Annotated in this window: 14 protein-coding genes; 6 read left to right on the top strand and 8 right to left on the bottom strand. The window is 60.9% G+C overall.

All coding sequences use genetic code 11. The features are described 5' to 3' along the window. The first annotated feature begins 130 nt into the window (after positions 1-130). Positions 131-1585: a TrkH family potassium uptake protein gene (locus ACQRBT_RS13750; RefSeq protein ID WP_060754142.1), complete on the top strand. Its 1455-nt coding sequence runs from the start codon at positions 131-133 to the stop codon at positions 1583-1585. Here the strand turns inward: ACQRBT_RS13750 and ACQRBT_RS13745 are convergent. Further along, positions 1542-2600, bottom strand: coding sequence for an AraC family transcriptional regulator (locus ACQRBT_RS13745; protein WP_205344716.1), 1059 nt, complete (start codon positions 2598-2600; stop codon positions 1542-1544). The genes ACQRBT_RS13750 and ACQRBT_RS13745 overlap by 44 nt on opposite strands. A 161-nt stretch (positions 2601-2761) precedes the next feature. On the opposite strand from ACQRBT_RS13745, the gene ACQRBT_RS13740 reads away from it, so the two are divergent. The 3 genes from ACQRBT_RS13740 (at position 2762) to ACQRBT_RS13730 (ending at position 4906) form a co-directional block, all read left to right on the top strand. After that, positions 2762-3073 carry a DUF962 domain-containing protein gene (locus tag ACQRBT_RS13740; protein ID WP_060754144.1) on the top strand — a complete coding sequence of 104 codons (312 nt, stop codon included), beginning with the start codon at positions 2762-2764 and terminating at the stop codon, positions 3071-3073. Between the two features lie 349 nt (positions 3074-3422). Then, positions 3423-3605: a hypothetical protein gene (locus ACQRBT_RS13735; protein WP_090368921.1), complete on the top strand. Its 183-nt coding sequence runs from the start codon at positions 3423-3425 to the stop codon at positions 3603-3605. Between the two features lie 104 nt (positions 3606-3709). Then, on the top strand, positions 3710-4906 hold the full coding sequence (locus ACQRBT_RS13730; protein WP_060754146.1) for an MFS transporter: 1197 nt from the start codon (positions 3710-3712) through the stop codon (positions 4904-4906). Here ACQRBT_RS13730 and arfB read toward each other — a convergent pair. Both arfB and ACQRBT_RS13720 read right to left on the bottom strand, forming a co-directional pair. Further along, positions 4903-5316: an alternative ribosome rescue aminoacyl-tRNA hydrolase ArfB gene (gene arfB / locus ACQRBT_RS13725; protein ID WP_412047405.1), complete on the bottom strand. Its 414-nt coding sequence runs from the start codon at positions 5314-5316 to the stop codon at positions 4903-4905. The two genes, ACQRBT_RS13730 and arfB, sit on opposite strands and share 4 nt — an antisense overlap. Before the next feature lie 113 nt (positions 5317-5429). Continuing rightward, positions 5430-6857, bottom strand: a complete 1428-nt coding sequence (locus ACQRBT_RS13720) for an amino acid permease (RefSeq protein ID WP_090368916.1) — start codon at positions 6855-6857, stop codon at positions 5430-5432. 647 nt (positions 6858-7504) lie between these two features. Here ACQRBT_RS13720 and ACQRBT_RS13715 point away from each other — a divergent pair. Further along, positions 7505-7642 carry a hypothetical protein gene (locus tag ACQRBT_RS13715; RefSeq protein WP_003175756.1) on the top strand — a complete coding sequence of 46 codons (138 nt, stop codon included), beginning with the start codon at positions 7505-7507 and terminating at the stop codon, positions 7640-7642. A 74-nt stretch (positions 7643-7716) separates the two neighbouring features. Next, positions 7717-8676, top strand: a complete 960-nt coding sequence (locus ACQRBT_RS13710; protein WP_412047406.1) for a leucyl aminopeptidase — start codon at positions 7717-7719, stop codon at positions 8674-8676. A gap of 375 nt (positions 8677-9051) precedes the next feature. Here the strand turns inward: ACQRBT_RS13710 and rluB are convergent, their stop codons facing one another. The 5 genes from rluB to ACQRBT_RS13685 all read right to left on the bottom strand — a co-directional run bounded on the left by rluB (position 9052) and on the right by ACQRBT_RS13685 (position 13821). Then, positions 9052-10263, bottom strand: a complete 1212-nt coding sequence (rluB, locus tag ACQRBT_RS13705) for a 23S rRNA pseudouridine(2605) synthase RluB (protein WP_060754151.1) — start codon at positions 10261-10263, stop codon at positions 9052-9054. Between the two features lie 275 nt (positions 10264-10538). Continuing rightward, positions 10539-11483, bottom strand: coding sequence for an SMC-Scp complex subunit ScpB (gene scpB / locus ACQRBT_RS13700; protein ID WP_161549369.1), 945 nt, complete (start codon positions 11481-11483; stop codon positions 10539-10541). Positions 11484-11495: 12 nt separating this feature from the next. Next, a complete protein-coding gene (locus tag ACQRBT_RS13695) occupies positions 11496-12194 on the bottom strand; it encodes a segregation and condensation protein A (RefSeq protein ID WP_174554055.1) in 699 nt (232 codons plus the stop codon). Between the two features lie 120 nt (positions 12195-12314). Further along, positions 12315-12944, bottom strand: a complete 630-nt coding sequence (locus tag ACQRBT_RS13690) for an L-threonylcarbamoyladenylate synthase (RefSeq protein WP_060754154.1) — start codon at positions 12942-12944, stop codon at positions 12315-12317. 13 nt (positions 12945-12957) lie between these two features. After that, entirely contained in the window at positions 12958-13821 is an 864-nt protein-coding gene (locus ACQRBT_RS13685; RefSeq protein WP_060754155.1) for a PHP domain-containing protein, read from the bottom strand. Positions 13822-13901 lie beyond the last annotated feature (80 nt).

The raw sequence follows: 13901 nt of genomic DNA, 5'->3' as shown, positions 1-13901 counted from the left end.
TATCTGCTGACCCGCCGTCATCGGGAGCAAGCCCCCTCCCACATTTTGCTCCGGGTCGCCCTGCCCCCCTCGGTTTACAAGACTCGCACCACGGGTAGAATGGCGCCACTCCCACATCCGAGCTTTCTTCATGGCGTTGCCGACCCTACGCATCATCGGTTTCATCATCGGCATCTTCCTGATCACCCTTGCGATCGCCATGGTCGTCCCGATGGCGACCCTGGTGATCTTCGAACGCACCAGCGACCTGCCCTCGTTCCTGTGGGCCAGCCTGATCACATTTCTCGCGGGCCTGGCCCTGGTCATCCCTGGCCGCCCCGAACACGTCCACCTGCGTCCTCGGGACATGTACCTGCTGACGGTCAGCAGCTGGCTGGTGGTGTGCATCTTCGCCGCGTTGCCGTTTCTGCTGACCCAGCACATCAGCTACACCGACTCGTTTTTTGAAAGCATGTCCGGCATCACCGCCACCGGTTCCACCGTGCTGAGCGGCCTGGACAGCATGTCCCCAGGCATATTGATGTGGCGCTCGCTGCTGCACTGGCTGGGCGGCATCGGCTTTATCGGCATGGCGGTGGCGATTCTGCCGCTGCTGCGCATTGGTGGCATGCGCCTGTTTCAGACCGAATCCTCTGACCGCTCGGAGAAGGTCATGCCACGCTCGCACATGGTGGCGCGGCTCATTGTGGCCACTTATGTCGGTATCACCATCCTCGGCAGCCTGGCGTTCTGGTGGGCGGGAATGGGCTTGTTCGACGCGATCAACCATGCGATGTCGGCGATTTCGACCGGTGGGTTCTCCACCTCCGACGAATCCCTGGCGCACTGGAAACAACCGGCGGTGCACTGGGTTGCCGTGGCGGTAATGATCCTCGGCAGCTTGCCGTTCACCCTGTACGTGGCCACCTTGCGTGGCAACCGGCGAGCGCTGATCAAGGACCAGCAGGTGCAGGGCTTGCTGGCGTTGCTGGTCGTGACATGGCTGGTGCTGGGTACCTGGTATTGGTGGACCACCGATTTGCATTGGCTGGATGCACTGCGCCATGTGGCGGTGAACGTCACCTCGGTGGTCACCACCACCGGCTTTGCGTTGGGGGACTACAGCATCTGGGGCAACTTCTCACTGATGTTGTTCTTCTACCTGGGTTTTATCGGCGGCTGCTCGGGCTCCACGGCCGGCGGGATCAAGATCTTCCGCTTCCAGGTCGCCTACATCCTGCTCAAGGCCAACTTGAACCAACTGATTCACCCGCGAGCGGTGATCAAGCAGAAGTACAACGGCCATCGCCTCGACGAAGAAATCGTGCGTTCGATTCTGACGTTCTCGTTTTTCTTCGCCATCACCATCTGTGCCATCGCCCTGGCCCTGTCGCTGCTGGGCCTGGACTGGATGACCGCATTGACCGGCGCGGCGAGCACGGTATCGGGCGTCGGCCCGGGCCTGGGTGAAACCATCGGCCCGGCCGGCAACTTCGCCAGCTTGCCCGATGCGGCCAAGTGGATCCTGTCGTTCGGCATGCTGCTGGGACGGCTGGAGATTATTACGGTGTTTGTATTGTGTATCCCGGCGTTCTGGCGTCACTGACCTGTGACGTCTGCAGCAGACGCGTACGGTATTCGCCGGGCGTGGCGTCGAACCAGCGCCGGAATGCGCGAAAGAAATTGCTCGGGTCGGCAAACCCCAGCAGGTAGGCAATTTCCAACAGGGTCATGCTGGGCTGCGCCAGGTATTGCTCGGCCAGTTCACGACGGGTGTCGTCGAGCAACGTCTGGAAACTGGTGCCCTCCTCCTGCAGACGGCGCTGCAAGGTGCGTTGCGAGAGGTGCAGGGTCTGGGCCACCGCTTCACGCTTGGGCTCGCCCTGGGGCAACAGGCGGCACAGCACCTGGCGGGCATTATGGGTCACGCGGCTCTCGGAAAAGCGCGCCAGGTACTCACCGGCAAACCGATCGTGCAGCAGCGCCATCGCCTCGTTGGCCGTGGGCAACGGTGCATCCATATCGGCACGCTCGAAAATCAGCGCGTCGTAGGGCGCATTGAACTCCAAGGGCGCATGAAACGCTTGCTTGTAGGGCGCCAGGTCCACTGGCTGGTCGCCTTGCAACATGACTTTGCGCGGTTGCAGGGTGCGGCCGCTCAGCCAGCCGCACAGCGCCAACGCACAGGCCAGCGAAGCTTCGGCGCTCTGCCGGGTGGGCGGCAGATGATCACCGTGCACGGTCAGAATCAGTGCATAACCTTCGGACAACAGCCGAAAGCTCAGGTCGGCGCTTTCGGCGATGATGCGCTGGTAACGCACCAGGCGCATGAAGCCTTCAGCCAGCGTGTTGCTGGACATCAGCGCATAACCGGCCACATGAAACGACGCCGGGCGCACCACCTTGCCCATATTCAGGCCGATGGCCGGGTTGCCCGACAACTCCACGGCCCGCTGCCAGAGGCGGGTCATGGAGTCTTGCGTAAAGCGTGCATCAGGGTCACTGAGAGCGCTGTAATCCAGGCCCAACTGCTTGAATAACGCACGGCAATCCAGGCCGTCCATTTCCAATGCCTTGACTATACCCATCGCCCAGCTTGCAGAAGTGGTTCGTTCACTCATGGCGTCGTCTTCTAGAAAGCAGGCTTATCCGGCAACCAGCAAGCCAAGGATACTAAAGTGGCATCTATTGTCACTGGCTGTTACCACTGATCACTCTAGACTCAAATAAGCTACCCACCGAACATCTGCCGAGCGGCATCACCGTCAAAGGCCCGACCAGCATGGAAAACGTCAAGCAATTCAACAGCTTTGCCGAGTTTTACCCTTACTACCTGCGCGAGCACGGCAACAGCACCTGCCGTCGCCTGCATTTTATCGGCACCACCCTGGTGATCGGCATTCTGGCCTATGCCATCGGGCGCGGCTCGCTGGGCCTGCTGCTGGCCTTGCCCGTCGCCGGCTACAGCTTTGCGTGGATCGGCCACTTCTTCTTCGAAAAGAACCGCCCGGCAACCTTCCAACACCCGTTTTACAGCCTGTTGGGCGACTTCGTCATGTACCGCGACATGATTCTGGGCAAGGTGCCGTTCTGACCACGCGACCGTCTGGACGATGAAAGTTCATGCATCCGACGACATTAAAATCTTTTTGTCATTTTCAGTGCTGTATCCTGCCAAGGCTTTTTGAGAGCGCGCAATTACCTGCGATTGAAAACAGACCTTGCGAGGAGCGACCCACATGCACGAGATCCCTAATCTCCCCTTCCCAAGCCTGCACCCGACTGAGCAGCCAACACCGCAGCAGGCCGGCAACAAACAGCCTGAGACCCAACAAGCAAAACCAGCCGACAGCAAACGCCAAGGCTGAAGCCGTACCAGACCGTATGGAAAGCGCAACGTTGAAGCGCTTTCCACACGGCCTGCATCACCCGAGATACCCGCTATGACCGATACCCTCCCTGCTTCCCCCGACGCCGCCGTACTCGATGCTGCCTTGCAGATGGTCGAAGTCTGGAACCGCCTCAGCCCCGAAAAACAAGCCGTGCTGCTCAAGCGTTTCGGCACCCAGGAAAACGCCTTGGCGGCCCTGGTCACCACGCAGTTACTGGCGCCCGCTAAATCCTGATGGGGGCTTGATCCAGCCTTTTTGAGATTAGCCGCCCTGCCCGCCCCCAGCGACAGGTATCATTAGCAGCCTATCTTTACCTGCTGCGACAGTGGACCCCTCTCATGCCAGATACCCAGCGCCCCATGGCGGTCACGCTGCAAGTCGTTTCCATCGTGCTGTTCACCTTTATCGGTTACCTGAATATCGGCATTCCCCTGGCCGTGTTGCCGGGCTATGTGCATAGTCAGTTGGGCTATGGCGCGGTCATCGCTGGTTTGGTGATCAGCGTGCAATACCTGGCCACCCTGTTGAGCCGCCCGTACGCCGGCAAGATCATCGACAACCTGGGCAGCAAGCGCGCCGTGCTGATCGGCCTGGTCGGCTGCGGGCTGAGCGGCGTGTTCATGTTGCTGGCCGCCTGGTTCTCCAGCCTGCCGGCCGTGAGCCTGGGCAGCCTGCTGATCGGTCGACTGGTGCTGGGCAGCGCGGAAAGCCTGGTCGGATCGGGTGCGATCGGCTGGGGCATCGGCCGGGTCGGCGCCGCGAATACGGCCAAGGTCATTTCCTGGAACGGCATCGCCAGTTACGGCGCGCTGGCCGTCGGTGCGCCGCTGGGGGTGTTGCTGGTCAGCCAGTTCGGGCTGTGGAGCATGGGTGTCAGCATCGTGTTGCTGGCGGTGCTGGGCGTGCTGCTGGCCTGGAACAAGGAAGCCGCACCGATCGTGGCCGGTGTGCGCCTGCCGTTCATGAATGTGCTGGGCCGCGTACTGCCCCACGGCTGCGCATTGGCGCTGGGCTCGATCGGCTTTGGTACCATCGCCACCTTCATCACCCTGTATTACACCACCCAGCACTGGGATAACGCGGTGTGGGCCTTGAGCCTGTTCGGCGCCAGCTTTATCGGCGCGCGCCTGCTGTTCGGTAACCTGATCAACCGTATCGGCGGTTTTCGCGTGGCGATTGCCTGCCTGTCGGTGGAGGTCCTCGGCCTGCTGTTGCTGTGGCTCGCACCGAATGCCCACCTGGCCTTGGCGGGGGCGGCGTTGAGCGGCTTCGGCTTTTCCCTGGTGTTTCCGGCGTTGGGTGTGGAGGCCGTCAACCTGGTGCCCGCGTCCAGCCGCGGCGCGGCGGTGGGGGCGTATTCGCTGTTTATCGACTTGTCGCTGGGCATCACCGGCCCGCTCGCCGGGGCGGTGGCATCAGGCTTCGGCTTTGCGTCGATCTTCCTGTTCGCCGCCCTCGCAGCCGCCGGTGGCTTGCTGCTGAGTGTGTACCTGTACCGCCAGGCGCCCAAGGCCCGCGAGACACGGGACGCCTAGAAGTCGACCTTGCCGCGCCCGGCCTTGATACTGCCGCGCTTGGTCTTGGATTCCAGCCTGCGCTTCTTGGAGCCCAGCGTAGGCTTGGTCGGACGGCGCTTCTTCTCGACCTTGGTGGCGCTGAGAATCAGCTCCACCAGACGCTCCAGCGCATCCGCGCGGTTCTGTTCCTGAGTCCGATATTGCTGGGCCTTGAGCACCAGCACACCTTCGCTGGTGATGCGGCTGTCACGCAGCGCCAGCAAGCGCTCCTTGTAAAACTCCGGCAGGGACGAGGCCGGAATATCAAAGCGCAGGTGCACCGCGCTCGACACCTTGTTGACGTTCTGCCCGCCGGCGCCCTGGGCGCGTATGGCGGTGAGCTCGATCTCGGCGTCGGGCAGGTGGACGGTGTTGGAAATCACCAGCATGAGCAGCAGGCACCTCTGAAGGGAAGCCCCAAGGATACGCGAATGCATCTCTGCTCACGCCCTTAAACAACAAACCCGGCACATGGCCGGGTTTGCTTGATCACACCTTGCGCTTACTTCGCCACGGACACCGACACTGTCGCGTCCAGCGCCTGCTGCGCACTGCGTTTGTGCTTGATGGCGTAGCACGCCGCCATGAACGCCACCCATACCGGGATCGCATACACCGACACCTGGATGCCGGGAGTCATCAACATGATCACCAGGATAAACGCCACGAACGCCAGGCAGAGGTAGTTGCCGTACGGGTACCACAGCGCCTTGAACAATGGCACCTGGCCGCTGCGGTTCATGTGCTGGCGGAACTTGAAGTGGGAGTAACTGATCATCGCCCAGTTGATCACCAAGGTGGCCACTACCAGGGACATCAGCAGTTCCAGCGCATGTTGCGGGATCAGGTAGTTCATCAGTACCGCCACCAGGGTGATCGCCGCTGAAGCGAGGATCGAACGCACCGGCACACCGCGCTTGTCGATCTTCGCCAAAGCCCGTGGCGCATCGCCCTGCTCGGCCATGCCCAGCAGCATGCGGCTGTTGCAGTAGGTGCCGCTGTTGTACACCGACAGCGCCGCGGTCAACACCACGAAGTTGAGGATGTGCGCTGCGGTATTGCTGCCCAGCATCGAGAACACTTGCACGAATGGGCTGCCGCTGTAGGCATCGCCGGAGGCATTGAGGGTTGCCAGCAGGCTGTCCCAGGGTGTCAGCGACAACAGCACCACCAAGGCACCGATGTAGAAAATCAGGATGCGGTAGATCACCTGGTTGATCGCCTTGGGGATCACCGTGCGTGGTTTGTCGGCTTCGGCGGCGGTAAAGCCGAGCATTTCCAGGCCGCCGAACGAGAACATGATGATCGCCATGGCCATCACCAGGCCGCTGACGCCGCTGGGGAAAAAGCCACCGTGATCCCACAGGTTGCTGACCGAGGCTTGCGGGCCGCCGTTGCCGCTGACCAGCAGGTAGCTGCCCAGGGCGATCATGCCGACAATGGCCACGACCTTGATGATGGCGAACCAGAACTCCGCTTCACCAAAGACTTTGACGTTCGCCAGGTTGATCAGGTTGATCAGCACGAAAAACACCGCCGCCGAGACCCAGGTCGGGATCTCCGGCCACCAGTAGTGCACGTATTTGCCGACGGCGGTCAGCTCCGACATGCCCACCAGAATGTACAGAATCCAGCAGTTCCAGCCCGACAGGAAGCCGGCGAAACCGCCCCAGTACTTGTGGGCGAAGTGGCTGAAGGAGCCGGCAACCGGCTCTTCGACGATCATTTCGCCGAGCTGGCGCATGATCATGAAGGCGATGAAGCCACAGATGGCATAACCCAGGATCATCGATGGGCCGGCGGACTTGAGCACCCCGGCCGAGCCCAGGAACAGGCCGGTGCCGATGGCGCCCCCGAGGGCGATCAACTGGATATGCCGATTTTTCAGGCCGCGTTTCAACTCGCCTGAAGAAGAATGGGGTCCACTCATGAAAAGGGTCTCACGCAAGGTTTGATGATGTTGAATGCACGTTGCTGTCTTGAATCTCGACTCAAGCAGCGCCGCTCAAACCCCAGCGCAGGCACCAGGAGTACAGCGTCTTTCTAACGGTCATGCGTCACCTGTTTGTTTTTATCTGTGACGAAATCGAACCCGTCCGGCTCGTGGCCGGGCGGAGTGATCAGGGGTGATAACCCTGAGGTCTTGGCCTTTGGCGTGGGTACGCAAGGGAGTCACAGTAAAACGCGGCGCATTGTACACCGCTCGACAGCTTGAGGCCGACCTCTGCAAGCGACCGCGACAATCTGTCAGAGATTCCTTACGGCCAGCCCATGCCCCCCAATACCCGGCATAACCTGTAAATATATTGTTACAACCCGTAAAACCAGCGTTACAGGCAGCTCAATCTGTCATCTAACGGAAAATTGTCGGTAGGAAAAACCTGATCAATCGGTTCAGCCAGCCTTCTGTTTTTTCAGAAAAAAAATCAACGCCGAAAAAACAGAACAAAAAATTCAAATGAGACCGTGTCAATAAATTTTTTGCATTCTGAAACGCTCTCGCCTAGGTTCTTGAACTTGCCCAGCGAAGCCCGCTGGCATGCCCGTTCTCAAACAACGTCCTCTAGGAGATACACCATGCAAGCACTGGAAAACGACCTGGAAACCGAACTGCAACTCGACGATTGGTTTGAAGCGCCGACCCATGAGGCCGCCGTTGAAATGATGCAAGCCGATGCCGTGGTGCCGTTCGGCACCGCGATGTGGCCTTTCTAAGAAACGGCAGGCATCCGGCAGGTGCTGTGCACGGCACCTGCCCCCCTTACCCAAGGCATCAAAGGACGTACGTCATGGACAAGGCCCGCGCCGTCGAACACTTTCTCTACTACCTCGCTCATCATCCGGCCCTGAACAGCCTGAACCGCCCGACCGTGCTGCTCGGCCATACCGACCGCTACGACGCCATCGCCCAGGCAATCATCCAAGGCAGCGCCGCGCGCTTCAACTTCCAGGTACAGCGCCTGGACCTGGCGCCCAGCGAAGCCCTGGCCCAAGCCATCGAGGCCTGTGACCTCTACCTGTTTCTCTACGACTCTTCGACTCTGCCTAACCCACGCGCCGAAGGCCCGGACTTTATCCGCGCCCTGCAAGGCGTGATGGCCGAGCACTGGAAGAAATCCCTGTTGTTCAAGGATTATGGCGACTACTTCTACGACACTTTCAGCGTCGAGCCCCAGCGCATCGCCGACCTCAACGCCACGCTGATCCGGCGCATGTCCGATGCCCGCGTGCTGAGCTTTACCGACAAACACGGCTCACGCCTGGAGGCGCCGCTGAGCAGCATCAAGAAGTGGACCAATATCAACGGCGTGGGCAACCACGACCTGGCCCCCGGCGAAATCGCCACCCACAGCGAGGCCATCAATGGCCAGGTGCGCTTTGTCGGCACCTTCCTCAGCACCATCCCCTTTGCGCGCAAATACGGCGTTCTGCAATCGCCATTGGAGCTGTGGATCGAAAACTCGACCGTTTGCAGCGTGGCCAGTGACGTGCCCGGGCTGGCGGATGACTTCAACAAATACCTGAACGCCAACCCGTCCAACCGTCGTGTGGAGGAGCTGGGAATTGGCACCAATGAAGGGGTCAAGGATCTGTATGCGCGCAACGCCGGCTTCGAAGAGCGCCATTGCGGCTTGCACCTTGGCTTGGGCGGCGGGCAGAAAGGCAGCCATCACCTGGATCTGATCTTCGCCAGCGGGGTGCTGGCGCTGGATGACAAGCCGGTGTTTGACGGCGCCTTTGCCTTCTGAACACCGACTTCAACCTCCACAGAGATCAACTGTGGGAGGGGGCTTGCTCCCGATGGCAGTGGGTCAGTTTATGGGGGTGGTGGCTGGCACACCGCTATCGGGAGCCCCCTCCCACACTTTTTGACCTGATTCCAAGGCAAAAAAACAGCCATCACTTGGATTGGACGGCGCTTTTGCCTTCTGAACACTGACTTCAACCTCCACAGAGATCAATTGTGGGAGGGGGCTTGCTCCCGATGGCAGTGGGTCTGCTTATGAAGATGGTGCCTGGTACACCGCTATCGGGAGCAAGCCCCCCTCCCACACTTTTTGACCTGATTCCAAGGCAAAAAAAACGCCAACCCCTAGGGTTGGCGTTTTTGTGCAGCACTTACCTTACTGCGGCTTCTTGCGACCAAAACCCGGGCGCTGACCCGAACCGGCCGGTGCGCCACGGCGCTTGCCCGACGGCTCATCGGCAACCAGTTTAGGGCCGGGGCGCTTGTTCGCCGCCGGCTTGGACGGACGCTTGGTGTTGGCGCTGTCGGCGGGGCGATCCGCTTCACCACGGTTGCTGCGACCACCGGCCGGAGCCGGACGCGGCGCGCGTGGTGCACGTTCACCTTCCTGACGCGATGGCGCGGTTGGGCGACGCTCGCCTTCGATGTGCGGCTCACGGGAAATACGACCACCGGTTGCCGGCGCATTGAGTGCCGGGCGCAAGGTCCGGGCCACGCGTTCGGTACGGGCCACAGGGCGCGACGATTTACGCTGCATGCGCTCGAGCTTGTCTTTGCTCTTGGCGTTCATCTGTGGCATCGCGACTGGCGTCAGGCCGACTTCGGCACTGAGGATGTCGACTTCGTACTGGCTCATTTCGCGCCAGCGCCCCATCGGCAGGTCGGAGTTCAAGAACACCGGGCCGAAACGCACGCGCTTCAGGCGGCTGACCACCAGGCCCTGGGATTCCCACAGGCGACGCACTTCACGGTTACGACCTTCCATCACCACGCAGTGGTACCAGTGGTTGAAACCTTCGCCACCTGGCGCCTGCTTGATGTCGGTGAACTTGGCCGGACCGTCTTCCAGCACCACGCCCGCCTTGAGACGTTCGATCATCTCGTCATCGACTTCACCGCGTACACGCACCGCGTATTCACGATCCATCTCGTAGGACGGGTGCATCAGGCGGTTGGCCAGCTCACCGTCGGTGGTGAACATCAGCAAACCGGTGGTGTTGATGTCCAGGCGACCGATGTTGATCCAACGGCCTTCCTTCGGCTTGGGCATCTTGTCGAACACGGTCGGACGGCCTTCCGGGTCGTCACGGGTGCAGATCTCGCCATCGGGCTTGTTGTACATGATCACGCGGCGCACCGACTCGGCGGCCTCTTCACGCTTGATGACCTTGCCATCAATGGTGATTGCATCGTGCAGGTCGACGCGCTGACCGAGAGTGGCCTCGACGCCGTTGACCTTGATGCGCTTCTGGGTGATCCAGGCTTCGACGTCGCGGCGCGAGCCCACGCCGATACGCGCCAGCACCTTTTGCAGTTTTTCGCCTGCTGGGCCGATTTCCTGGCTGTCGTTCTGGTCTTTGTCGTTCATCTTAAGCACCTCCCGGTGGGTCGATTCAGGCGTGGCCTGAAGAGTGTTGAAAGCGGGGCTTTGGCCGAATAGGTCGGCAAAGGGTCGCGAATCATACGCGCATGGCGCGTGTTGCGCATCAGAGAGTAGTCGATTAGCGCCAAGTCATTCACTTTTCCGCCGACCGGTGAGGATTGTGGGAGGGGGCTTGCTCCCGATTGCGATGTGTCAGTCTCAATCTCCTTGACTGAGCCACCGCTATCGGGAGCAAGCCCCTCTCACATAAGGTCCTTGAGTCAGTCTTCGAACTGGCGTCGCTCGGCCTCGATGGCTTCGGCCAGGGCTCGGGCTTCGTCCTCTTCGTCGCTCAGCGGCGGTTGTTCGAGGGCAGCGACGGCGGCCAGGAGCTTTTCCCGGGCCTGGGCAACGCCGAGGATGTCTTCCTCTGACTCTGGCTCTGGCTCTGGTTCTGGTTCTGGTTCTAGCTCTGGCTCAACCTGTTCCTGGGGTTGCGCCTGCACAGTATCCTCGCGCAGCAAATCGTCGAAGTCCGTCTTGATGCCCTGTTCCATGTCGTCCAGTTCCAGCAACAACGTATGGAAACTGGTTTCGTCCTTCGGCTCTTCCGGCTCGGCCGTGGCGTCCGCCAACTCCTGCAGGCCGGGGGGAACCGGGGCATCGTCGAAGTCGAGCACCGGCTCGGCCTCCATCTCGCGCAGTTCGGCCAAGGGCGGCAAGTCGTCGAGATTTTTCAGGTTGAAGTGGTCGAGAAACATCTTGGTGGTCGCGAACATCGCCGGCTTACCGGGTACGTCCCGGTAACCGACGATGCGAATCCACTCGCGCTCAAGCAACGTCTTGACGATATGGCTGTTGACCGCCACGCCCCGCACATCCTCGATCTCGCCCCGCGTGATCGGCTGGCGATAGGCGATCAGCGCCATGGTCTCCAGCATAGCCCGCGAATACCGCTGCGGGCGTTCCTCCCACAAGCGGCCGACCCATGGGGAAAATTTCTCACGGATCTGCAGGCGATAACCCGAAGCCACTTCCAGCAGCTCAAAGGCACGACCCTCGCAGGACTTGCGCAGAATCTCCAGCGCCTTCTTGAACACTGGCGGCTCGGGGCGCTCGGCTTCTTCAAACAGTTCGAACAGGCGCTCCAGGGATTGCGGCTTGCCCGAGGCCAGGAGAAAAGCTTCCAGCAACGGCGCCAGTTCGCGGGGTTCAGTCAGATTCATCGATTCAGCTCTTTATTCGGCTCGCGCCCGCACGTGGATAGCCGCAAAAGGCTCATTCTGGACCAGCTCGACCAACGATTCCTTGACCAGTTCGAGGATCGCCATAAAGGTCACCACGACTCCCAGGCGCCCTTCTTCAGCGGTGAACAGTTCGACAAAGGGCACAAAACCACCGCCTTTCAGACGTTCAAGCACATCGCTCATGCGTTCGCGCGTCGACAGCGCCTCGCGACTGACCTGATGGCTTTCAAACATGTCGCCACGGCGCAGGACCTCGGCCATGGACATCAATAGCTCTTCCAGACTCACGTCCGGCAACAGCTTGCGCGCCCGTGCCTGCGGGGCATCCAGCTTGGGGACCACCACATCACGACCGACCCGGCTCAAGCCATCAATGCCTTCGGCGGCGGCCTTGAAGCGTTCGTACTCTTGCAGACGGCGGATCAGCTCGGCACGCGGGTCGTCCTCTTCGGCCTCCACCGTCTCCGAGCGCGGCAACAGCATGCGCGACTTGATCTCGGCGAGCATGGCCGCCATCACCAGGTATTCGGCGGCCAGTTCCAGGCGCACCGACTGCATCAGCTCGACATAGCCCATGTATTGGCGGGTGATTTCCGCCACCGGAATATCGAGGATGTTGATGTTCTGCTTGCGGATCAGGTACAGCAGCAAGTCGAGCGGGCCTTCGAAAGCTTCAAGAAAGACTTCCAGGGCGTCCGGCGGGATGTACAGGTCCAGCGGCATTTCCATGACCGCCTGGCCATACACCATGGCGAACGGCAGTTCCTGCTGGGCGCCCGCCTGGGGGTCAACGGTTTCCACGACCGACATTCAGGCCTCGACCATGAACGGCGCCGGGTCGCCACAGCCCACGCGGACCACTTCGGGCTCGCCGTCGGCCAGGTTGATCACGGTGGAGGCCTTGTTGCCGCCGTAGCCGCCGTCGATGATCAGGTCGACATGTTTTTCCAGCAAACGGCGCATCTCGTAGGGGTCATACAAGGGCTCTTCTTCACCCGGCAGGATCAGCGACACACTCATCAATGGCTCGCCCAGCTCAGCCAACAGCGCCAGGGCAATCGGATGCTCCGGCACCCGCAGGCCGATGGTGCGTTTTTTCGGGTGCAGCAAGAGGCGCGGCACTTCGCGGGTGGCGTTGAGGATAAAGGTGTAGGGCCCCGGCGTGTGTGCTTTAAGCAGGCGGAAAGTGCCGGTGTCGACCTTGGCGAATAGCCCCAGTTGGGACAGGTCGCTGCAGATCAGTGCAAAGTTATGGTTCTTGTCCAGATCCCGCAGGCGTCTGACCCGCTCGACCGCACTTTTATCACCGATCTGGCAACCGATGGCGTAGGACGAGTCCGTGGGGTAGATCACCACACCGCCGGCGCGAATGATCTCCACGGCCTGTTTTATCAGGCGCGCTTGCGGGTTTTCCGGATGAATCTGGAAGAATTGGCTCACGTGTTCTACCTGTTCAGACGGTGGCAGTAATGGGGTCATGCTTGAATCGCCCCCACAGGAGCGGCAGGTCTTCCGGGACTTGGCGATACTCGCCGATCTCGGACCAGCCGCCTGGGCCATGAAAATCACTGCCGGCGCTGACCAGCAGACCAAATTCGCGGGCAAGGATCGCCAGGCTGCCGACTTGTTCGGCGGGCTGATGCCCATTGACCACTTCGATTGCGTGGCCACCCGCTCCAATATAGTCGCCAATCAGCTTGCGGCGCTTGCTGCGGGTGAAATCGTAATGCCAGGGGTGCGCCAGGCTGACCCAGGCACCGGAGGCGCGCAATGTCTCGACGGTGTCTTCCAGGGTCGGCCAATGCAGCTTCACATCGCCCAGCTTGCCGGCGCCCAGCCATTTGCGGAAGGCCTCGGCACGGTCTTTGACAAACCCTTCACGCACCATCCAGTCGGCAAAATGCGGCCGGGCCGGCGCGTTGCCGCTGTCACCCAGCTCCTGCTGGATGGCGCGGGCACCGTCGAGGGCATTGGGCATGCCTTTGAGGCTGAGTTTGCGGCTTATTTCTTCGGACCGCAGCCAGCGGCCATCGTGCAATTGGGCGATGGCCTTCACCAATGGCGGGGCTGCCTGGTCGAAACCGTAGCCCAGCACATGAATAGTGGCGCCGCCCCAGGTGCAGGACAACTCCACACCGTTGACCAGTTGCATGCCCAGGGCATGGGCGGCTGCGCGGGCTTCATCCAGCCCCTCGAGGGTGTCATGGTCGGTCAATGACAAGACTCGCACGCCTTTTTCAAACGCTCGCGCAACCAGTGCCGCGGGCGCCAGGGCGCCGTCGGAGGCTGTGCTGTGGCAGTGCAAATCAACATTCACGGGACTGTGTAACCTCAAGTCAGCTGGCGCTTTCGCTACCAAGGATGTTTGTTATTATGCCGCCACATCCAGCTTCTGGC

It is taken from the genome of Pseudomonas sp. R19M, assembly GCF_050312585.1.
GTDB lineage: Bacteria > Pseudomonadota > Gammaproteobacteria > Pseudomonadales > Pseudomonadaceae > Aquipseudomonas > Aquipseudomonas palleroniana.
Note: the sequence above shows the minus strand (reverse complement) of the source record. Positions and strands in the feature narration are given on the sequence as shown.